Below are 21,217 nucleotides of genomic sequence, written 5' to 3' on the forward strand. Positions count from 1 at the left end.
TATTTGATAGCGGCAATGTTAACTTTTGAAAGTAAATATATCTTTTTAAAACAAACTCTTAATCTTAGATTCACACCCAAAGCGACTGCCCGAACAATCGCTTTGGTTATTTATGAAAATTAACAAGGTTTTGATATTCAATTACTGGTGTTAAACAATCACTCTTGCCTAGCGGTTAAATACCAAGGTTAGAATTTAACGTGAGCACCTAAGGTAACACCGCTGGCATCGATATCGTCACCACGTGTGTTTTCAATAGAAGGGTACCAGTTGTACATAACTTCGATAGAGGCATTCTGTGCCACGTTAAAGCCTAGACCTAAGCCACCTGCGATACCTGTTTCAGAGCCAGAATCTTTATAAAGATTTGAGTTCTTGCTTTCCACATCGACTTCATTCTTAGCGACACCCACACGGCCTTTAGCATATAAACCACCTGTGTTAGGGAAGGCATAATCATAAGTACCATACAGGCCGTATACATCAGCTGAGTATTCTGTACCTGGACCGAAGTCTTCATCACTGGTAGTTAGGTATTCAGCTTCAACACCTAGGTTTGGTGTGAATTTGGCACCACCATAGACACCATATGAGGTGCCTTTGTCTTTCGCACCATCAAGATCATATTGACCCACTTTAGCACCGATATAGGGCTGAGCTGTCATACCGTTACCATAGCTAACAGCCGCTTGAGCGCCTGCCGTCATTAGGGTACCAGCAGCTACCGCAAGTAGGGTTTTGTTTAAAGTATTCATAGTCTTCTCCTAAAAAGTGAGTCAACAAACAGCCTTTAAAAAGCTTATTTGTTATCCATGAATCTATAGTAACAAGATATGTCAAAGGTTCTGTCAGTGTTTGATAGGCATGAAGTTATTTTTTACGAGGATTAGTTATTTGGTGCGTTACAATCCTAGATTTATGAAAACTTTTGTTACATTTACCCCTTTTAGCAATAAAACAGATATATTGTCCATTCTTTTGGACGATTGACGGGCCAAAATAAGCCTTTTATATCAATAAAAAATCAAGGATGGACATCGATGAGCAGCCCCACAAGCTCAAGCGTTGCGGCGCTACTAGACACTTTAAAATCAAAAGAGCAGTACCGAAAGCTGCCTGGTATCAGACATGAAAACCAATGGATTGTCTTAGATAATAAGCAGCTATTAAATATTTCAAGTAATGATTATCTGGGGCTTGGTAATGATACCCAGCTACAATCGCAGTTTTTGAGTGACTTGCAAGCAATGCCAGATAGCCAGAGGCCTAAGATGGGTGCCACCTCTTCTCGGCTGTTGACCGGTAATCACAGTCAACTTCCGTTATTAGAAGCGGAGCTGCTAGAGTGGTATACACTTGCTTTGCCAGAGGCGCAGCGCTCAACGTGTAACAAATCTGTGTTGGTGGTCAATAGCGGCTATCACGCCAATATAGGTATCTTGCCAGCACTGGCTAAGCTGCCGCTTAATACCTTAATATTGACCGACATGTTAATTCACGCCAGCCTTATAGATGGTGTGCGTCTTATTGGCAACAAGCACCCACACTGTACCTATCAGCGCTATCGCCATAATGATATGCAGCACCTAGCCACTTTGATTGAGCAGGCGGGTGATGAGATACAACGCATTATTGTGGTCACAGAAAGTATCTTTAGTATGGATGGTGATCGAGCCAACTTAAAAGCCTTAGTCAAGCTCAAGGCCTGCGACCCTCGCATTGAGCTGTATATTGACGAGGCACATGCAGTGGGTGTGCTCGGATATAACGGACTTGGACTTGCTGAAGAAACTCAGACATTAGAGGATATAGATTATATCGTGGGTACTTTTGGCAAAGCCTTTGCCTCGATGGGTGCTTATGTGATTTGTGATGCCTCTGTTCGAGAGTGGTTGATTAATCAAATGCGCTCTTTTATCTTTAGTACGGCGCTACCGCCCATTACCCACTGCTGGACTCGATTTATTTTGGCCAAAATGCCTTCGCTATATCAATCACGCAGTCACTTAGCCAATATATCACGCCGCGTATCTTACGCCATTCACAATGACTCAGCTGCGCAATATGAGTCGCCCATTATTCCTTATATATTAGGCGATAATGCCAGCGCTATAAAAAAAGCTCAGGCGCTGCAGCAAGCAGGATTTTATGCCCTGCCCATTCGTCCGCCGACTGTGCCTGTAGGTACCTCACGCATTCGTCTGGTCATGAATGCTAAGCTCACCGATGATGACTGTAGCCGGCTTATTGAGCAGTTATCTGGTTCATAAGTCAACGAAATCACCAGCCATTTAACCAGCCATTTAACCAGTCGCTTAACCAGTCGCTTAACCAGCCGCTCAGTAAGTTAAGCCGTTAGACGATTGATTATTTAGCTCTTATCAATTGTGATTTTCCCATAAAAAAAAGACCGTGCTAATAGCACGGTCTTTTTTATACCGCTTACTAAGTTGATAACTGAGGTAAGCGAGATACTTTATAAGCTTACTTTTTGTCGTCTTCGTTGACTTCAGTAAACTCAGCATCCACCACATCATCATCAGCGGCATTGGCTTCAGTAGCATCGGCTTGAGGTGCTGCACCTTCTGCGCCTTGGCCTGCTGCGTAAATCTTCTGGCTGATTGGCAAGAAGGCATTGTCTAAAGCTTCAAGCTTGGCTTTGATGTCATCATGGTCATCTTCTTTAGCAGCCAACTCTAGATCACTGATGGCAGTTTCAACTGAAGATTTTTCTTCTTCAGTAACTTTGTCTTCAGCATCTTTTAGCGCTTTTTGGATGGCATGGATACGACCATCAGCCTCGTTACGCACTTGAGCTAGTGCTGCGAATTTTTCATCTTCTGCAGCGTTGGCTTCTGCGTCACGTACCATTTGCTCGATTTCTTCATCCGATAGACCAGAGTCGGCTTTAATCTGGATGCTTTGCTCTTTACCAGTACCTTTGTCTTTGGCTGAGATGTTCATGATACCATCAGCGTTGATGTCAAAGGTTACTTCGATCTGAGGCATACCACGAGGTGCTGGTGGGATATCAGTTAAGTTGAACTCACCCAATAGCTTGTTTTGGGCCGCAACTTTACGCTCACCTTGGAACACTTTAATGGTTACCGCAGGCTGGTTGTCTTCAGCGGTTGAGAACACTTGTGATTTTTTGGTAGGAATCATAGTGTTTTTCTCAATGATGCCGGTCATAACGCCGCCCATGGTTTCGATACCTAGGGTTAGTGGGGTTACGTCAAGTAGTAGTACGTCAGTTTTGTCGCCTGATAATACTGCACCTTGAATGGCTGCACCAACCGCTACCGCTTCATCAGGGTTCACGTCTTTACGTGGCTCTTGACCGAAGAACTCTTCTACTGTTTTTTGTACCAGTGGCATACGAGTCTGACCACCAACTAAGATAACGTCATCGATATCGCTGGCTTTAAGGCCGGCATCTTCTAACGCTACTTTACAAGGATCAATCGTACGTTTTACCAAAGCTTCGGTTAAGGCTTCAAGCTTAGAGCGGCTGATAGTCACTACCAAGTGCTTAGGACCACTAGCATCTGCAGTAATATAAGGTAGGTTTACTTCAGTGCTTTGTGCGCTTGATAGTTCAATTTTCGCTTTTTCAGCAGCTTCTTTTAGACGCTGCATCGCTAGTGGATCACCTTTTAAGTTGAAGTTTTGCTCTTTTTTGAACTCTTCAACCAGATAATCGATCAAGGCTAAGTCGAAGTCTTCACCACCTAAGAAAGTATCACCGTTGGTCGACAATACTTCGAACTGCTGCTCACCATCAACATCAGCGATTTCGATGATTGATACGTCAAATGTACCACCACCTAAGTCATAAACAGCAACGGTGCTATCGCCTTTTTTCTTATCCATACCGTAAGCTAAAGCTGCGGCAGTCGGCTCGTTGATGATACGCTTAACGTTTAGACCCGCAATTTTACCGGCATCTTTAGTGGCTTGACGCTGTGAGTCGTTAAAGTAAGCAGGTACAGTTACTACCGCATCAGTTACTTTTTCGCCTAAGTAGTCTTCTGCTGTTTTTTTCATTTTTTGTAGGATTTCAGCAGAAATCTGTGGTGGCGCCATTTTTTTGTCGTTTACTTCTACCCAAGCATCACCGTTGTCTGCTTTAACGATTTTGTATGGCACCATACCGATGTCTTTTTGTACCACTTTGTCATCAAAGCGGCGACCGATAAGACGCTTAATAGCATATAAAGTGTTGTTTGGGTTGGTGACTGCCTGACGTTTTGCAGACTGACCTACTAAGATTTCGCCATCTTTATAAGCGATAATTGAAGGGGTAGTGCGTGTGCCTTCAGCGTTTTCGATGACTTTAACTTTGTCACCTTCCATCACTGCAACACAAGAGTTGGTTGTACCTAAATCAATACCAATTGTCTTAGCCATAATATAAAACTCCAAATCATTTCTTGTTTGTGTTTATTTCAATGTTAGCATTTGGCTTACTGTTCATGCTGTCCGTGGTTCATGCCACAACTGTGTAAGCCTTGCTTGTTGTCTTTATATATCGGTTTAGTGCGTCTATTTTTCAAGCCAAATTCAACACAATTGCGCCATTTATTGTCATTTTTTGCATTTTCACCTTTCATATGCCCTTATAAGCGACTGATTTATTTGGTCATCCTGCCGCAGAGATGGGCCTCAGGCAAAACGGTTGATGACTTATTGACCGACTTTAACCATCGCAGGGCGCAATAGACGACCGTTTAAGGTATAACCTTTTTGTAGAACGTCACCCACAGTGTCAGCTGGCGCTTCAGGATCAATGCCCACCGCTTCGTGTAGCTCTGGATCAAACTTAGCGTTTTGTGGGTCTACCACTTCTACGCCTTGCTTATTTAATACGTTTAAGAAAGATTTATGGGTAAGTTTTACACCCTCTAAGATGGCGTCATCGGCATCATCATCGGCTTGGACGCTGACAATGGCACGCTCTAAGTTGTCCACAACTTCTAATAACTCTTTAGCGAATTTTTGTAGCGCAAACTTACGGCTTTTCTCAGTTTCTTGTTCCATGCGTTTTTGGGCGTTATAGGCATCGGCATTCGCGCGGGCTTGGCCTTCTTTGGCCGCTTTTACCTCACCTTCTAATTCTGCAATACGTGCCTGATAAGTGCTCACATCAATATCACTGTGTACCACATCCTTATCGCCGCCATTGGCCTCTGGATTAAACTCATTTAGGGTCTCTTCTAAGATGGTCTCTGAGTGGCCAACATTGTCATGTACTGGATTGTCTTGAGGATTATTCGCTTCATTATTACTCATGGTTTTCTCTCCTTATTGGCTTAAGTAGCTTATATAGCTTAATAGGTATAGCTTAATCGGTCGCTTATTAAATTTATGAATAAAAAAGGCAAAGGAAGCAGACGTTTTAATTTTTTTGCAGTCTGCTGATTTAATGCCCTGTGCACACATCTTTTGTGGTATAAGTTTTTATGGTCAGCAGCTTAATTTCATTATTTCCCGCTTTAATGCTAAATAGCAGTTCCCGCTTTAATGCTAAATAGCAGGGGGGATTATCTTTTGTTAATCTTTTGTATGGTAACTGCTTGATAAAGGCCATGACCCAAAATTTCAACCCCTAAGCACAAACTTAACACAATCCTATAACAAGACTGTGGCGTTTTTGCCCTAAAATTAGTGCAAGACTTGTCATTACCATACCTTATTTTGTTATGTCACTGTGTTATTAGCCGCTGTGTTATTGGTCACTTTATTATCAGTCACTGTGTTATTGAGAGTTTGATGACTTGCCCTTTTTTATTATCCAACCGATAGGATTTCACTGTTATGCCATCGCCGCTATTTGCCGCCTCATCCACTCACCCCCAAGTTGCCCACGCTGATGGACATCAAAGGGGCCGTGGCCGTTATGCCAAAGTGCTTGCCATGGCGATAGTGGCTGCGTCGCTCGCAGTGGTCGGCTGTGATGGAGCGACTCAGGGTGAACAGCAGCAGGCTGAGGTTCAGATTTTGGACAATAAAATTGTGGTCAGTCACGACCTGATTCATACCAGTATTCCAGAGCGCTATCAGCCCAGCTACAATCTTGTCGGCGACTTAGTGCCGGTTAACAGTGTTGACTTGACTGCCCCTTATCACATCGTGTCAAGCACGCTTGAGGTGGCAAAAGGTGATAGCGTGCAACCAGGGCAAGTGGTGGCCAGACTTGAAGCAAAAGTTGCTGAAAATGAGCTGCCTTTTATTGGTAATGACTTTCTGGAGGTGTATCAGGGCGATAAAAGAATAGACGCACAATCCACTCAAAGCAGTGCCACCAAGCGCACCGTAAAATCAAGCGGTACTGGTAGTATCAGCGGCGTAGGCGTGGCCGTCAGTGCCACCAGTGATACGGCCGATGATGCTCAGCGCTCATCCGCTGTAGATAAGCCCATACAAGACAGTAAGACTCAAAGCACTGAGACAAATACACCTCAGCAGGCAAATAAATCCCAACGCTTGGTGGAGGTGACCTTGGTGCTCAAGTCACCCATTGCTGGTAAAGTGACTAATATACAAAACACAGCTATACAAAACACAGCTGCCACACAAAATACAGCGGCGCCCAAAGATACCACTGAGAGCGCCGATAACACCAAAGGCGCAACTGATGAAGTCAACACCTCTGCTGCGCTACCCTCGCCTATTATTACTGTGGCCAATACTCGGGTGCTACAATTAATCGCACAATTGCCACTGGAAACTCAGTCACAGTTGTCCGTTGGTAAGCCGGTGAACTTTACTGTGTTTGATTTACATAAAGAGTTTACCGGTCAAATCAGTCACATTACCCCCGATGCCAATAACCACACTTTGACGGTACATGCGCCTTTGATTGCTGGTGAAAACACAGCGTCACTACTCAAACCTGGCATGCGCGCCTCGATGAGCATTGAATATGGTCAAATTGAGCTTGGTGTGCGCTTGCCGCGCGAGGCCATTCATGAAGCCAACTTACAGCCGCTGACTAAGAAAAACCCTCGCCCTACCACACCCATTCATGGCTATGTGTGGATTGTGGGACAGGACCAAAGCTTGTCATACACGCCCATTCAAGTGGTGGAGTACTTTGCCGATTCAGATCAATTCTTAGTCAGTGGCATCAGTAATGAAAGCTTGGTCTGTCTGGCAGATTTACCCAAAGATTCCGATGGCAAAATACTTTCGGTTCAATAAAATACTTTTGGTTCAATAAAATACTTTTGGTTCAATAATGATAAAAAATGCACATAAAATGACAAATCACTGGTTATTTTGGGGCTTTTGGGTCATGGCCAATGCTCTTGCCAGCTTTATGTGGGGCAGCATTGTATTAAGTGCGACACCTGCAGCCTTTGCCGGCATGTTGCTTGGGATTGTGGTATTTATCCTAGTATATGGCACCCTTGATGCCTATCTTATCAAGCAGAATCTGAGCAGATGGCACGATGCACTGCGCCGAAGCGTGTATATTAAGGCGGGTTTACAGCTTATGAATGTGTTTTTGGCATTTGGCTGGCCCGCTTCTCCTGAGCTGTGGGCCGGTATTATTTCGGTGGGTATTACTCAAGATCGACTGGGTATTGCTCAGAACCATTATCCATTTGGGTTTGCACTGCTCAATACGTTGTTGACCGGCGCCATTTTATCGCTAATGGTCGCCGCGCTTACTGCGATTATTTTCTTTATTAGAAAGAAGCACGAAAGCCGTTAAGCCGGTAAAGTCTATTAAATAGCAGGTCAAAGAGCGGGCCATAGCCTCATTGATATTTTATTGATGGTTTCACGTGAAACATAGATAAGCGCTAATAATCAACCCATATCTTTAATGACTGTTCCACGTGAAACTTCATCTTAATCTGCAGATGATTTAAGACAGCTTTTGCGCCATCAAAGCTTGTTTGAGTGCAGTATGTTTAAATACAAAGCCAGTATCTAGTAGATGCTTTGGCAATACCTTTTGGCCTTCAATTAACAAGCCTGACATCTCTCCGAACATCAGCTTCAACACGGCTTTAGGCAAAGTCATAAAAGTCGGACGCTTTAACCAACTGCCCACAACCTGGGTAAACACTGCATTACTAAGCGGATGCGGCGCCGTTAAATTATAGACAGTGCTATCGGCATAATGCTCATTCGCCGTATGCTGCGCCATAATATGCACTGCCGCTCGAACCCAATCGTTCAGACTAATCCAGCTCATGATCTGATTGCCATCCCCCAACTGACCACCCAGCCCCATTTTAAAAGCAGGCAAAATCTTGGCCAGCATACCGCCGCTGGGATGAATCACTATCCCTGTGCGTAGGATAACTACCGGTACCTTAAAGTCTAACGCTTGCTTAGCTTTAGCCTCCCAAGCCTCACACAATTGATGGGCAAAATCTGCATCACCTTTATCCTCAAAACGACTGCTTTCATCGAGTGGCGTCTCGCCTTGGTCTCCATACCAGCCTATGGCTGAGCCGCTAAGTAGCAGTTTAGGTTTGACCGAGGTACGGCTTATATAATCTAATAAAGCTTGGGTAGGCTTAAGCCGGCTTTGCAGCAGTAACTGCTTGCGCTCATCACTCCAACGTTTGTCCGCTATGCCTGCCCCAGCCAGATTGACAATCACATCAAAGGTGGACTGCGTGGTTTGTAATTGCTCATAACTCATTAAGCTCACAAAGCTTGGGTGCGGCTGGCTCGCGTCTCGAGTCAGCCAAGTTATGTGAGTGTCTGAGTATTGAGAATCTTGTTCTGTGCCTTGGGCATCTTGTAAATATTGGCTTAATGTCTGACCAATAAATCCAGAACCCCCACTAATTAAAATATTCATACCTCATCCTTGTGTTATCAAACCTATATTAAGTAGCGGGCACAGTAGGATAAAAAACTAACGAATCACCTGCCCGCTTGATGCATCACTGATCTGACTAGGTAGCACATAGCCTAAAGTCTCTCCTTGTAGATACGCTATGTCTTGCCCAAAGTAGGCATAGGCCTGCTCAAAACTCTTAGCCGGAGAGTCTCCTGATGGGTTACAGCTGGTTGAAACCACTAGCCCATAAGGGTTGGCAGAGCTGACCATTTGCTGACACAGTTGAGCAATAAGTGGATGCGCAATCACTCTAACCGCAATAGAGTCATGTTTGCCGGTAATCCAATAAGGTACCAAAGCATCGATGCCAGGTTGGTGTGGGTCATGAGCCTTGCTAGCATTAGCCTTTTGAGCACCAATATCTTGAGTATTCGTATCTTCGTTATCAGCTTCTGTTGTTGCGCTAAATTCAGCCGTCTTTAAAGGCAATAGCCAAGTGTGCGCCTGCTGAGTGTGTGCTGCATTATCCTCACTTGCTCGCGTTGACCAACTGGCTATGATTTGTTGCTGACGACTCTGGGGTAATTGCTGTAATAATGGCCTGATACGCTCAATGCTGTCAGTCACCACGATCATCCCCTTCTCGCTTGGCCTGTTTTTTATGGCCAATATCTGCTCAACGGCTTGTTGGTTATAAGCATCACAGCCTATACCCCAGACACTTTCGGTGGGATAAGCCAGAAGTTTGCCTTGCTGTAGCCATTGTGCGGCTTGTTCAGGGCTTGTGGTGGTAGCGCCATTCGGCTCAGTAGTAGCATTCATAGTTTCAGACTTCATTGACACAATAGACCGCCGATAAGCCATCTATTTGATACGGATAAAAAACCGGCAAAACAGTTTAAACACGCTGATAACGACCGCCGACCTCAGCGACCGCACCCATTAACTCAAGCTCCATGAGTTGACTTAATAAGGTAGCGGTATCTAGTTGGGTCTTATTAATTAAGGCATCTAGGTCCTGCGGTTCAAATTGGATATGTACCCACAAAGGCTGCAGGTGCTCAGAAATAGTAACAGACTTCTGCGCTTTTAAAATAGGATTCACGTTATCTTTGGGTGTCGCAGTGGTATCAGAGCTCACTGCATTGGGATGCTTTGTAGGGTGTGAAGTAGCATTGGCATGAAAGTGGTCTGAACTGTTGCCATATATAGTGTCTTTGGCCTGCGATATCTGCACAGGTGTCACCAATTGATGGCACAAATCACTCACAATTTGATCAGGATGATACACCAAGGTCGCACCCTCTCGAATCAGATGATGCCCCCCTTGAGCATTAACATTATCAATGTCACTAGGTAGCGCAAACACTTGCTTGCCCTGCTCTGAGGTAAGGCGTGCGGTAATCAATGAGCCACTTTGTAGCGCCGCTTCGGTTACCACAGTACCAAGACTTAAGCCGGCGACAATTCTATTGCGCCTAGGAAAGGTGTGTTTGTGCGGCGGTGTGCCTGGGAACAGCTCACTGACTATACAGCCACCCTCTGCAATCATCCGATCAAACAAGGCCTGGTGCTGCTTGGGATAACAGACATCTATGCCGGTACCCATCACCCCCACGCTGCGCCCGGCATATTCAGCAGACTGAGATAAAGCACCTAAGTGGGCCTGGGCGTCTACCCCTTGAGCCAAACCACTACAGATAATAAAACCAGACTTTGCCAAATATTGAGCGATATCAAAGCTAAAGCGCTGCGCTTTTTGTGTCGGCCTACGGCTGCCCACAATGGCTATCTGAGCTTGATTCAAACGCTGCTTATTGCCTCGATAAAACAACAAAGGTGGTGGATCAAATAGACCAAGCAGCTGCTGCGGATAATCAGCCTGTTGTTGAAACAGCAACTGAAACTCGCCCGCGGCCATGCGCTGTTCAAGCTGCGCGATAAACTGAGCATCCTCCTCCTGACTTGCCTGCGCATGCCGATCAAGATGCTTTTTATGAATACCTAGATTTTGCCATTGACTCCTGCCTGCTTGTAGCGCCTGCTGCGCCGTCTCAAAGTGAGCAATCAGTTTATAAAAGGCAGATAAAGAGGTGTTTACCCGTTGCCATAATAAAAGTATAGCGGCTTTCTCTGTCGTTAATGCAGGTTCAAGTGCTGTCATATTATTTACCAGTTTTTATAGTATAGTCAGCGAACTGTTAAACGGTTACGGCGCTAACCTCACTAAGCCTACATTTCTCGCTAAGCTTACACTTATAGACCTGATGCTCGGTTGCCTTATCACCATTTTAGACGTCTTTGACTATAGCGTTATGTTGTCTTGCTATCTTTATGCTCCGACACCTCTGACACTTATGTTTAGTATGTCTATCCTCATTTAAAGAAGCGTACTCTCCGTTAGCACCATAGCATTGGAGAGTTATCAGTGTATAGGTTATCCACCATCATTGTTTGGTTTTAATCATCATTATAATGATTAAAATAAATCCTTATTTTCTATATGGTTATCTGTACTTAATAAAACCTTACTGATACAATGGATTTAAAACCACTTAATACTGAATAAACTATTTCACACGTCAATCAATATAGCCCATTTCAGTCAATACAGCCCACGTTGCTAACTTTCACTTATTCTTAGTCACAACAGGTACACATGCTATGGCTAACGCTCATCAAAATAACCCGAGAAAGGAAGTCACTTATGCTCTTGTCGGCGTGATTGGTTTCTTACTACTTGTCTTGTTAATCGCCCTTTCTGGATATTTTCGTCCAGGCGGTCAACACGTCGTATCTAATGAATCAGAAGATATGCAAGACACAGAGCTAGGCGCTGAGAGCGCCAGTAATACTGATGTAAAGCCGCTTATCAGCGTTCGTGATGAGCCTGTCGAAACCATTACAGTAGAGGCGATTGAATCGCCTAAAAAAGTAGAGCTGGGTAAAATGCTATGGTTTGATACCCGCTTATCAAAATCAGGAACCTTGTCATGTAATAGCTGTCATGACTTAGCCAAAGGCGGAACGGATAATATCCCAACCTCTGTGGGTTATAACTGGGCAGAAGGCCCAATTAATTCACCGACGGTGTTGAACAGCCGCTACTCTCTGGCTCAATTTTGGGATGGCCGAGCCAAAGACTTAATGGAACAAGCAGGAGGCCCTATTGAAAACCCACTAGAAATGGCGTCTAGTCATGAGTTTGTGGTAGAGGTACTAAACTCTATTCCAGAATATAAAGCCTTTTTCCATGACGCATTTGCTAGTGAAGGCGACATCAATATCGATCAAGTAACCAGCGCCATTGCCTTATTTGAAGATACCTTAGTCACCCCTAACTCTCGCTTTGACCAATGGCTTGGTGGTGATGATGAGGCCATAACTGCACAAGAGTTAAATGGGTATCAATTATTTAAAGACAGTGGCTGTGTTGCCTGTCATAACGGTCCGGCAGTCGGCGGTGGCTCTTTTCAAAAGTTTGGTGTGTTTGAGAAATATACCACCCAAAATCTAGCTGAAGGCCGTTATGCGGTAACCGGCAGAGATGAAGACAAACACTTATTTAAAGTACCGACGTTACGTAACATAGATTTAACCTATCCGTACTTCCATGATGGCCAGGTTGACTCGTTGGCAGATGCGGTCAATATCATGGGCAAAATTCAATTAAACCGTGAATTTACCTCAGAAGAAACCGCAGACATTGTGGCGTTCTTAAAAACCCTAACCGGTGATCAGCCTCAGATTACGTTACCTAAACTGCCTCCTTCTAACGAGAATACACCAAAGCCTGTCCCCTTTGAAAAAAGCTAGGTTATAAGAAAAAGCTAGGTTATAAACAAAAAAACCAGCGATTCATTCGCTGGTTTTTTTATGACAAAGCAGGTCAATTAAATCTTAATCTAAACGGGTGCTACCACCGCTTTAATTTCATCCGCCACTAAGCTGGCATCATTATCCAGTACCGTCACATGCTGCTCTAAGCGCTCAATATCTTTGGTATGCTCAGGGCGCTTAATATCAATCTCGCCAACCGCTTCAAAGATGGTCTCTGAGAACTTCACTGGCAGTGCTGTCTCCGCACAGATGATAACCTCACCGTCTTTTTGCAGCTCTTGCGCCACTTTGATGCCATCTGCTGTGTGTGGGTCAACCAAGTCGTTATAGGTCTCGTACACTGCTTTGATGGTATTTAAGCGGTCTTGATGAGTAGATTTGCCGGCTGCAAAGCCATAACGGTTATTGACCGCATCTAGCACGTCTGACAAGTCAAAGCCTTTACCTGCTTTTACCCCGTCAAACAACTGATGTACACGTTTGCTGTCTTTTTCTAATAATAAATACACAAAGCGCTCAAAGTTAGACGCTTTTGAGATATCCATAGACGGACTCGACGTCACATAGGTTTTGTCCGCAGGGCGCGGGGTATAAACACCTTGGTTAAAGAAGTCATTTAGTACGTCGTTCTCATTGGTTGCGACAATTAAGCGATCAATCGGCAGACCCATTTCACGGGCAATGTGACCGGCACAGATGTTACCAAAGTTACCTGACGGCACGCAGAAGCTGACTTTTTCATCGTTGTTTTCAGTCGCTGCACCGTTTATTACAGAGAAGTACGCCTTAAAGTAATAAACGATTTGCGCTAAGATACGACCCCAGTTGATTGAGTTGACTGTACCCAAGCTGTATTTGGCTTTAAAATCAGCGTCTTGCTGTAATGCTTTAACGATATCTTGGCAGTCATCAAACATGCCTTTGATCGCAATGTTATGAATATTAGCATCGGTTAAGCTATACATTTGCGCGCGCTGGAACTCACTCATTTTGCCATGTGGCGACATCATAAATACTTCGATGTTGTCTTTACCACGCAGCGCATATTCCGCCGCACTACCGGTATCGCCACTGGTCGCACCGATGATAGTTAGACGCTTACCTTTCTTTTTCAATACATATTCAAAGGCGTTGCCCAAAAACTGCATCGCCACGTCTTTAAACGCAAGCGTTGGGCCATTAGACAGCCCTAAAATATACAAGTCATCTTTGAGCTTACGCACTGGCACGATGTCATCGCTACCGAAGACCTCTTTCGTATACGTACGCTCGATAATGTCTTTTAAATCCGCCTCATCAATATCGGTGGCAAACAGACGCATAATCGCAAACGCAAGCTCTGGATAGCTCATGTTACGCCACTTATCCAATGTCGCAGCATCAATCTGCGGATAGCTCTCAGGTAGCATCAAGCCGCCGTCTGGCGCCAATCCCATCAACAACACATCGCTAAAATCCATCGGCTCGGTTTGACCACGCGTACTGATATATTTCATGTCTTCGTCTTATCCTATCAAAAGAGGTCATCAATTTTTGTATCAAAAAGAGTAGCATATTTTTAGGCATAAGCCATATGAAATAAACGGCTTATTGGTTTTTGTGGGGGGGGTTGTGGTAGTTTTGGCATGATCCTTATCACTAATCGCACTTTTACCAACGGAAATGTTCATTAAAAATGCTTTATCCAGTCAAACAGCTTTCTAAGCTTAGACGTTTTCTTGCTTTCTGATATATTTTTATCGTATTGCTTTTCTTCTACCAATTCTGTTTCAGATTGATATTCAATAGCACTTACTTGGCTTTCTACAGTTTCACCTTTATAAATTAACTGCTCATATATACTTAATATGCCTTTAGGATACTGTGCTTCCCACAGCTTACATTGAGTTAAAATGTACTGGTAAGATTTCTCAAACCCATCCTTGTCAAACTTATTCCAATCATCGTCCTGTATGATTTGATTTTTGTCTCTCATTAAATTAAATTTTCGATAAAAATCAGATACATTTACAGCTTCTCCATCGTCGATACCTTGCCAAAAGCTTAATATTGCTTCTGTTCTCTCTTCGATAGTCTTGGATACTTTAAGACGCTTAATATGCCTAAATGTATTAGCCGTTAAAGCTTGCTCAATTGATGGATATAGAAAACCTAACCTATTAATAACCTTTATAAAAGCGTAAAAGTTATCAACCTGCTTAGAGTTTAAACCTTCTATTGGTTCGTAGTACCAAAAATAAAGCATAGCATCATCGTAGTAGCCCTGTTTTTGCCATTTTTCAATACGAGATTTATAAAAACCATAATCTTGCTTATCAATTCTCCAGCATTCAATAACAAGATTAACCAGCTCGTCAAGAAACGCTATCTGAGTATCACTAATATCTGTCCTTAATTCCATTCAAATTGCTCCAATTTTGTTGACCTCAGCGATTTGAGATTCAACCCTGTCCTTTAAATGCCATTAGTTAGGTATGTAGATGCACTATGTCGAGTTTAGTATCACTTACACTACACGACTGAATTGTTAACCCTCTCATTTAATGATATAAATAGCTTATGACGGCTTATTAATAAATCTCAGTCTAAAAGTTTATTTCATCAGTTAATAACTAACAACAAAAAGGGTAACACCATGGCAGATATCGAAATTGAAAAAAAACACAGCTTAGACTTTAATACCGCCCGTGAACAAGCCAAAAAATGGCTTGAAAGTGCCAAAGATAAATATGGTATTAATGCCAATTATGTCGAAGGCGAGAACGAAGACAACGTGACAATCACACGTAAAGGCATCGATGGCAAAGCCACGCTAGATGAAAATAAAATACGTTTTGAAGCGACCTTGGGCTTTTTGGCCAAGCCATTAAAAGGTAAGATCAAAGACGCCTTAGAATCAGGATTAAGCAAGTATTTTAACTAATCTACTTTCCAATTGATTGGTATTATTTTGACCCTTATTTATACCCAAAAAAGCCCAGCTCTATTATGAGCTGGGCTTTTTGGGTGACTCGTTGACCTTAACAACAAGTTAGAGGTCAATCCTTTTATCTATCACGAACTGGTGTGCTCAATACAATAAAAGCACTATTAGCTTATCGTATCATTAGCTTATCTATGAGTCACTGCCCTGCTTTTTCAGTACTGCATAATAAAACCCATCACCACCTGCAGGCGCTTGAGCGTTGACTTGCACCTCATCAGTCTCTGGTGTGTCATCTTGAGCCGCTATGGGTTCTAATGCTTCTGTCATTTTATAAATCGGTAAGCACTGACGACCCACTTCTTGCTCGATACCCCAATTGGTTTTGTTATCAAAAGCGACCGCAACCGCATCGTTATGACGATTTAAGAAAGCTTGCATCTGCTCTACGTTTTCTTGCTTTAAGATCGAACAGGTGACGTATAACAGGTAGCCGCCTGTCTTAAGCTGTGGCCATAAGTTATCCAAGATTTGCTCTTGTAACTGTGCGGTGTGCTGCACATCTTCCTCATGACGCAGCAAGGTGATGTCTGGATGACGGCGGATAACCCCCGTCGCAGTACAGGGCGCATCGAGCAGTATCGCATCAAAGGCAGCTGATGCGTCGCTCACCTCTTTGGCTTGCCAAGTGGTCGCATCCACGCACTCAATATCCAAGTGTAGCTTGCTATTAACGATAGGTGCGGGCAGCTGCAAACGCTCTAGATTTTCAAAAATACGCGTGATACGTGGCGCTTCATTATCAATCGCAGTCAATTCAACTTTATCAATAGTTGACTCTTGACTATCAGACTGTTTCACGTGAAACAATCCTGTTTGTTGTTTTTCTTGATTACCTAATAGCTCAAGCCAATGTGCCAGTTTGCCACCCGGTGCCGCACACGCATCCAGCAAACGGATGTGTTCCGCTGGATTAGCGGTTATCACTTGCTGCAATAACGCATCGATAATAGGTGCAGCCAGCTGTGCATGCACATCTTGCACACTGGTGATACCTTCCTCAAACTCAGGCAGACGGCTGACAGGGACACTGTCAATCAGTTCAATAGCCTGTTGTTTAATACCCATAGTTTCGCCCGTATTAGACATTTTAAGGGAGGTTTCTAATGAGATTAATTCTGCAGAGATTTCTTCTTCTGCCAGCTGATTGATGTAACTTTGACTGTCTGTTTGCAGTCCATTTACCCGCAAAAACATCGGTGCGGATTGACGCAGGCTTTGGGTCAACTCATCATAATGCTCACGCCAATCTGCTTTTAATTGCTGAGCCAACCAGTTCGGTAAGCTGTGGTTTTTGTTGGCTTTTTTGCGGAATTTATTGGGATTTTTCGCCACTTTGCGTAGTACCGCATTAACCAAACCTGAGGCACGTGCGTAGTCAATATGTTTCACCGCTTCAACGGTTTCATGGATAGCAGCGTGATCGGCGACATTAAGATATAACAGCTGAGTAATGCCCAATTGAATGGTGGTGCGCACCTCAATCTCATCAATGGGATTATCCGCTAGGCTATCAAGCAGCCGTGCCGTGGCATGCCAGTGGCGTAAAGTCGTCAGCAATAAGGCATGCGCAAAGCCTTTGTCATCCCCATTTAGACTGTTTAATAGAGGATCTAAAAGACCGCTTAGTGACTGACCTTGTTGAATAGACAACAAGGTATTAATCACAGCGACACGGACGTTTTTGTTCTGAGTGGTGCTATTTGGTTTACTGCTCATTTAATGCCTAATTATTATTTATTATGATTGAATGGGTCGTGTTTTATTACTTGACTAATACTTACTCAAGCTAGCTGTTTAGCGACTGCTAATTATTTATTTGTGCTGGCTGTACGGTAGTTCCAGAGGCACAATAAATAATTTCCAGTCGCTTGATAACCTTGAAACTCGTTATTCTTTACGTAACGTCAATGATTCAAAAGTATATTACTCTGGCGCAGTAACGAACGTATCGCCATCATCCAGCTGACTGCCATGACAGACTTGCTCAGCGGTGACAGGCTTGCTGCCAGCAAACTGTAGTTTAGTGAGACGCAAGGTTGTGCCCTCAGCCTCGGCATCTTCTTTACCGCAAGCCACTAAAATCGCATTTTTACCGACACTGATGACCGTACCAGGTTCTACAACCGTTGTTTGCGAAGGGTTTACTGGTAACGCTGCCAATACTTTGACCCGTTTAGGCTCGCTTTTACCTTCTGGGTCTGCCAAAAAGGTGTAAGCCCCCGGATAAGGATGCATACCGCGTATTTGACGCTCGATATGTGCTGCTGACTTAGTCCAATCAATTTCGCCTTCAGCTTTGCTTAGCTTCTCAGCATATGTCGCGAGATTGTCATCTTGTTGTAGAGCCTGCGTCTGATATTTTGGTAAATCTTTTAGTACTTCAACGATAGCATCAGCGCCCATCTCCGCCATTTTGTCGTGTAGGCTGGCTGTGGTTTCATCATCAGCAATGTCATAGGCCACTTTATACAGCATATCGCCTGTATCCAGCCCTTTATCCATCTGCATAATGGTAATGCCAGTTTGCGCATCTCCCGCAAGCAGCGCACGATGAATCGGTGCTGCACCACGCCAACGCGGTAACAATGAGGCATGAATATTTAAGCAGCCATACGTTGGCGTCTCTAACACACCCATAGGCAAAATAAGACCATAAGCGGCAACCACCATCACATCCGGCTTATAATTGGCTAATGTTTCACGAGCTGCCAGCCCCTCCTCCACCGACTTTTTAAAGGTCAGCGGCTGTTCAACCGGCAGATTATGCTCAAGTGCCAATTGCTTCACAGGCGAGGCAGTAAGTTTTTGACCCCGGCCTGCTTTACGATCTGGCTGAGTGTAAACAGCCACAATTTCAATGTTAAGCTCATTTTGCTGCTCGATAAGTGCTTTCAAACTGATGGCAGCAAATTCTGGGGTACCCGCAAAAATCACACGCTGTCTGGTAGAAGAGTTGTTGTTAATGCTCATAATTTTTATTCGATATACAGATGATAGTAATTAAGATAGCAGTAAATACCTCAAACTTGAGTCTGCCTTTGCTTCATTATAGTGAAATTATGAACACCCTGCCATGAAACCTAAGACAGTCTGACAATTAACCTCAAAGCTGACAGTAAAAAAGCCCTCCTTAATGCTAAGAAGGGCCAGTGTAAGAAGTGTTGATCTATGATGAATTGTGTCAAATTAACTAAACCAAAAACTCATCTCAATTAGTCAGCCGCTACCGCCGTCAAACGTTCAAGATAGCGAGCAATCAAATCGACCTCGATATTGACAGGCCCACCCACTTTCCAATGACGCGCAATATTGGTTACCTCAGCGGTATGGGGAATAATATTTAAGCAAATAATATTGTCTTTCACCAAGTTGGTGGTTAGGCTGATGCCGTCCACTGTGATTGAGCCTTTGGTCGCTGCATATTTTTTTAACGCTTCTGGAATGGAGATTTCAATATAAATAGAGCGTGCATCCTCTGTCATCACCTCCACAGTACCGACACCATCTACGTGACCTGATACCATATGACCACCGAAGCGAGTAGTGGGCAACATCGCTTTCTCTAGATTTAAAGTATCGCCTTGTTGCCAGTTGTTCATGGCGGTCTTCGCTAAGGTTTCACGTGAAACATCTACTGCATAACTGTTATTGTCCATATCTACCACAGTCAGGCAGATACCATTACTGGCAATAGAGTCACCCAATTTTACATCACTAAAGTCCAAATCATCAGACTCAATGACCAAACGCACATCTCCACCCACTTCGGTGATAGATTTTAATGTACCTGTGCTTTCAATAATACCTGTGAACATACCTACTCCTATATTTATTAAAATTGCAGAAAACCTGCTAAACCTTACTACGACCTCATTATATAACTGTAAATTCAGCCTCAAAACCCTCTGTGGATAACTTTTTAAAACTCAAACCTGTGAAACCTGTTAGGTTCCACAGCAAAAAACTTATCCACAACCCATCAAAAGGTTCCACATGGAACTCAATCTAGCCAAAGTTTCACGTGGAACCTTTGTTTTATAAAGGCTTTGCGACAAAGCACTGTTATTTTGTTTCATGTGAAACCTAATTAATCCACAACCCATGTTTCATGTGAAACTTTTGATGCTGTGCCAGATTTTATAACATCTGTTCTGTGGATAACTTTTTAACACCGTTATGATTCATTCTTTACTGGCCAACTATCAAGGCACCAAGCTTGATAGTAGCGTCAAATGACGGCAGTCACCTTCTTGCAAAATACCAAACATTTGTCGGCTTATATTGATACTTTAATGATGACTTATTGGCATACAGGCTTATATACCAGCTTCAAATCTGAGCCTACTTCAGACACGCTGACTCGCTCAAACCTGTGCTGCAAAAATAAGTTATCCACAGTTAAGTTCAACATAGGTTTTGCGCTGTGTCCCAATAAACACGGGGCCTGATACACAATAAGCTCATCCACTAATCCCGCTTCAATGAAGCTGCCTGATACCTGTGATCCCGCTTCGACAAGCACATCTTGTACTTGATATTGAGTCACTAACTGATGAAGTAAGGCAGTTAAATCATGCTCAGCCCAAAGTAGAGTGTCTGGGCTCTCAAACACTTTATAATGCGCCTGATCAAGCCGCTGTCTTCTATCTAATACCACAATCTTAGGCTGTGGCACCTTATCTAAGGCTACCCCCAATTGACTTGAGCGCACATTTAGACTGGGATTGTCATCAATAATGGTCTGGCTTCCGGTAATAATGGCACCACTGAGCGCCCGCAGCTTCTGTACATCCTCACGTGCTGCAGGGCCTGTAATCCACTTAGACTCGCCCGATGCCATGGCTGTACGGCCATCTAAGCTACTGGCTATCTTTAGGCGCACATAAGGCATTTGAGTACGCATGGCCTTTAAAAAGCCTAGATTCAACTGCTCTGCTTGCTGGGTAGATACGCCTACTGTCACCTCAATACCCGCCGCTTTTAACATGGCTATACCGCGACCAGCCACCTTTGGATTGGGGTCTAGCCCCGCCACCACTACTCGAGATACCCCTGAGTTGATCAAAGCTTGGGCACAAGGGGGGGTTCTTCCGGTATGGCTACAAGGCTCTAAAGTGACATAGGCAGTGGCACCTTTTGCATTATCTTTCGCTTCTCTTAAGGCAAAAACTTCAGCATGTGGCTGCCCTGCCTGAGGATGATAACCCGTGCCTACTATTAAGTTATTATTCACAATAACACAGCCTACAGCAGGGTTTGGCCTAGTAGTAAACAGCCCTTTTTTGGCCTCTTCAATGGCCAAATTCATGTAGTAAAAATCTTGCTTTTTTGGGGGTGTATTTGAGCCTATTTCTAAGGCATGATTGGCCGCATTTTCAACCCTAGTTTGCGGCTTATTTTCAGCCAATTGTTCGACCTGATTTTCAATCGAATGCTTGGCTATATTTGGGGATAAATCATTGGCTAACGTGTCAAAAGCATCCTCAGAGGATAGCGAAGTAGTTGACGGTGTGGAGGGTGAGGTAGTCATAAGATAAACAGGGCTCCATATAAACAAGGAAAGGCCTATAACGGCCCATAAT

At 43.8% G+C, this 21,217-nt stretch carries 17 protein-coding genes; 5 read left to right on the top strand and 12 right to left on the bottom strand.

Features of this window, described 5'->3' with window-relative positions:
- Window positions 1-188: 188 nt before the first annotated feature.
- Window positions 189-755 (bottom strand): porin family protein, encoded by a 567-nt coding sequence (locus tag DLE54_RS11505; protein WP_110817232.1) that lies wholly within the window; start codon window positions 753-755, stop codon window positions 189-191.
- Window positions 756-1,040: 285 nt separating this feature from the next.
- Here DLE54_RS11505 and DLE54_RS11510 point away from each other — a divergent pair, with 285 nt between their 5' ends.
- Window positions 1,041-2,270: an 8-amino-7-oxononanoate synthase gene (locus tag DLE54_RS11510; protein ID WP_110817233.1), complete on the top strand. Its 1,230-nt coding sequence runs from the start codon at window positions 1,041-1,043 to the stop codon at window positions 2,268-2,270.
- Window positions 2,271-2,484: 214 nt separating this feature from the next.
- Here DLE54_RS11510 and dnaK read toward each other — a convergent pair whose 3' ends face one another.
- Entirely contained in the window at window positions 2,485-4,410 is a 1,926-nt protein-coding gene (gene dnaK, locus DLE54_RS11515; protein WP_011961582.1) for a molecular chaperone DnaK, read from the bottom strand.
- A 276-nt stretch (window positions 4,411-4,686) separates the two neighbouring features.
- Window positions 4,687-5,292: a nucleotide exchange factor GrpE gene (grpE, locus tag DLE54_RS11520; RefSeq protein ID WP_110817234.1), complete on the bottom strand. Its 606-nt coding sequence runs from the start codon at window positions 5,290-5,292 to the stop codon at window positions 4,687-4,689.
- Window positions 5,293-5,817: 525 nt separating this feature from the next.
- Here grpE and DLE54_RS11525 point away from each other — a divergent pair.
- Window positions 5,818-7,203, top strand: coding sequence for an efflux RND transporter periplasmic adaptor subunit (locus DLE54_RS11525; RefSeq protein WP_110817235.1), 1,386 nt, complete (start codon window positions 5,818-5,820; stop codon window positions 7,201-7,203).
- 58 nt (window positions 7,204-7,261) lie between these two features.
- A complete protein-coding gene (locus DLE54_RS11530) occupies window positions 7,262-7,720 on the top strand; it encodes a hypothetical protein (protein WP_227535329.1) in 459 nt (152 codons plus the stop codon).
- Window positions 7,721-7,876: 156 nt separating this feature from the next.
- Here DLE54_RS11530 and DLE54_RS11535 read toward each other — a convergent pair whose 3' ends face one another.
- The 3 genes from DLE54_RS11535 to dprA all read right to left on the bottom strand — a co-directional run bounded on the left by DLE54_RS11535 (window position 7,877) and on the right by dprA (window position 10,973).
- Window positions 7,877-8,827: a TIGR01777 family oxidoreductase gene (locus tag DLE54_RS11535; protein ID WP_110817236.1), complete on the bottom strand. Its 951-nt coding sequence runs from the start codon at window positions 8,825-8,827 to the stop codon at window positions 7,877-7,879.
- A gap of 57 nt (window positions 8,828-8,884) precedes the next feature.
- A complete protein-coding gene (locus DLE54_RS11540) occupies window positions 8,885-9,631 on the bottom strand; it encodes an L-threonylcarbamoyladenylate synthase (RefSeq protein WP_227535331.1) in 747 nt (248 codons plus the stop codon).
- Window positions 9,632-9,707: 76 nt separating this feature from the next.
- The gene (gene dprA / locus DLE54_RS11545) at window positions 9,708-10,973 is read right to left on the bottom strand and encodes a DNA-processing protein DprA (RefSeq protein ID WP_110817238.1); all 1,266 of its coding nucleotides are present in this window, start codon (window positions 10,971-10,973) and stop codon (window positions 9,708-9,710) included.
- A gap of 500 nt (window positions 10,974-11,473) precedes the next feature.
- On the opposite strand from dprA, the gene DLE54_RS11550 reads away from it, so the two are divergent.
- On the top strand, window positions 11,474-12,625 hold the full coding sequence (locus DLE54_RS11550) for a cytochrome-c peroxidase (protein ID WP_319922124.1): 1,152 nt from the start codon (window positions 11,474-11,476) through the stop codon (window positions 12,623-12,625).
- Between the two features lie 89 nt (window positions 12,626-12,714).
- Here the strand turns inward: DLE54_RS11550 and thrC are convergent, their stop codons facing one another.
- Together thrC and DLE54_RS11560 are read right to left on the bottom strand one after the other, a co-directional pair.
- On the bottom strand, window positions 12,715-14,145 hold the full coding sequence (gene thrC, locus DLE54_RS11555) for a threonine synthase (protein WP_110817239.1): 1,431 nt from the start codon (window positions 14,143-14,145) through the stop codon (window positions 12,715-12,717).
- Window positions 14,146-14,318: 173 nt separating this feature from the next.
- On the bottom strand, window positions 14,319-15,050 hold the full coding sequence (locus tag DLE54_RS11560; protein ID WP_110817240.1) for a hypothetical protein: 732 nt from the start codon (window positions 15,048-15,050) through the stop codon (window positions 14,319-14,321).
- Between the two features lie 234 nt (window positions 15,051-15,284).
- Here DLE54_RS11560 and DLE54_RS11565 point away from each other — a divergent pair, with 234 nt between their 5' ends.
- On the top strand, window positions 15,285-15,572 hold the full coding sequence (locus tag DLE54_RS11565; RefSeq protein WP_110817241.1) for a polyhydroxyalkanoic acid system family protein: 288 nt from the start codon (window positions 15,285-15,287) through the stop codon (window positions 15,570-15,572).
- 192 nt (window positions 15,573-15,764) lie between these two features.
- On the opposite strand, the gene DLE54_RS11570 is transcribed toward DLE54_RS11565, so the two are convergent.
- The 4 genes from DLE54_RS11570 to ribD form a co-directional block, all read right to left on the bottom strand.
- The gene (locus DLE54_RS11570) at window positions 15,765-17,351 is read right to left on the bottom strand and encodes a transcription antitermination factor NusB (protein WP_110817242.1); all 1,587 of its coding nucleotides are present in this window, start codon (window positions 17,349-17,351) and stop codon (window positions 15,765-15,767) included.
- Between the two features lie 207 nt (window positions 17,352-17,558).
- The gene (gene fmt / locus DLE54_RS11575; protein WP_110817243.1) at window positions 17,559-18,605 is read right to left on the bottom strand and encodes a methionyl-tRNA formyltransferase; all 1,047 of its coding nucleotides are present in this window, start codon (window positions 18,603-18,605) and stop codon (window positions 17,559-17,561) included.
- A 242-nt stretch (window positions 18,606-18,847) separates the two neighbouring features.
- Window positions 18,848-19,450 (bottom strand): riboflavin synthase, encoded by a 603-nt coding sequence (locus tag DLE54_RS11580; protein WP_110817244.1) that lies wholly within the window; start codon window positions 19,448-19,450, stop codon window positions 18,848-18,850.
- Window positions 19,451-19,935: 485 nt separating this feature from the next.
- The gene (gene ribD / locus DLE54_RS11585; RefSeq protein ID WP_110817400.1) at window positions 19,936-21,042 is read right to left on the bottom strand and encodes a bifunctional diaminohydroxyphosphoribosylaminopyrimidine deaminase/5-amino-6-(5-phosphoribosylamino)uracil reductase RibD; all 1,107 of its coding nucleotides are present in this window, start codon (window positions 21,040-21,042) and stop codon (window positions 19,936-19,938) included.
- Between the last annotated feature and the right edge of the window lie 175 nt (window positions 21,043-21,217).

Source organism: Psychrobacter sp. YP14 (assembly GCF_003209315.1).
Classification (GTDB): Bacteria; Pseudomonadota; Gammaproteobacteria; order Pseudomonadales; family Moraxellaceae; genus Psychrobacter; species Psychrobacter raelei.

Excerpts from the sequence above, each read along its gene's own strand:
- DLE54_RS11505 (WP_110817232.1), bottom strand. The coding sequence starts at position 755 with ATGAATACTTTAAACAAAACCCTACTTGCGGTAGCTGCTGGTACCCTA.
- DLE54_RS11510 (WP_110817233.1), top strand. The coding sequence starts at position 1,041 with ATGAGCAGCCCCACAAGCTCAAGCGTTGCGGCGCTACTAGACACTTTA.
- dnaK (WP_011961582.1), bottom strand. The coding sequence starts at position 4,410 with ATGGCTAAGACAATTGGTATTGATTTAGGTACAACCAACTCTTGTGTT.
- grpE (WP_110817234.1), bottom strand. The coding sequence starts at position 5,292 with ATGAGTAATAATGAAGCGAATAATCCTCAAGACAATCCAGTACATGAC.
- DLE54_RS11525 (WP_110817235.1), top strand. The coding sequence starts at position 5,818 with ATGCCATCGCCGCTATTTGCCGCCTCATCCACTCACCCCCAAGTTGCC.
- DLE54_RS11530 (WP_227535329.1), top strand. The coding sequence starts at position 7,262 with ATGACAAATCACTGGTTATTTTGGGGCTTTTGGGTCATGGCCAATGCT.
- DLE54_RS11535 (WP_110817236.1), bottom strand. The coding sequence starts at position 8,827 with ATGAATATTTTAATTAGTGGGGGTTCTGGATTTATTGGTCAGACATTA.
- DLE54_RS11540 (WP_227535331.1), bottom strand. The coding sequence starts at position 9,631 with ATGAATGCTACTACTGAGCCGAATGGCGCTACCACCACAAGCCCTGAA.
- dprA (WP_110817238.1), bottom strand. The coding sequence starts at position 10,973 with ATGACAGCACTTGAACCTGCATTAACGACAGAGAAAGCCGCTATACTT.
- DLE54_RS11550 (WP_319922124.1), top strand. The coding sequence starts at position 11,474 with ATGGCTAACGCTCATCAAAATAACCCGAGAAAGGAAGTCACTTATGCT.
- thrC (WP_110817239.1), bottom strand. The coding sequence starts at position 14,145 with ATGAAATATATCAGTACGCGTGGTCAAACCGAGCCGATGGATTTTAGC.
- DLE54_RS11560 (WP_110817240.1), bottom strand. The coding sequence starts at position 15,050 with ATGGAATTAAGGACAGATATTAGTGATACTCAGATAGCGTTTCTTGAC.
- DLE54_RS11565 (WP_110817241.1), top strand. The coding sequence starts at position 15,285 with ATGGCAGATATCGAAATTGAAAAAAAACACAGCTTAGACTTTAATACC.
- DLE54_RS11570 (WP_110817242.1), bottom strand. The coding sequence starts at position 17,351 with ATGAGCAGTAAACCAAATAGCACCACTCAGAACAAAAACGTCCGTGTC.
- fmt (WP_110817243.1), bottom strand. The coding sequence starts at position 18,605 with ATGAGCATTAACAACAACTCTTCTACCAGACAGCGTGTGATTTTTGCG.
- DLE54_RS11580 (WP_110817244.1), bottom strand. The coding sequence starts at position 19,450 with ATGTTCACAGGTATTATTGAAAGCACAGGTACATTAAAATCTATCACC.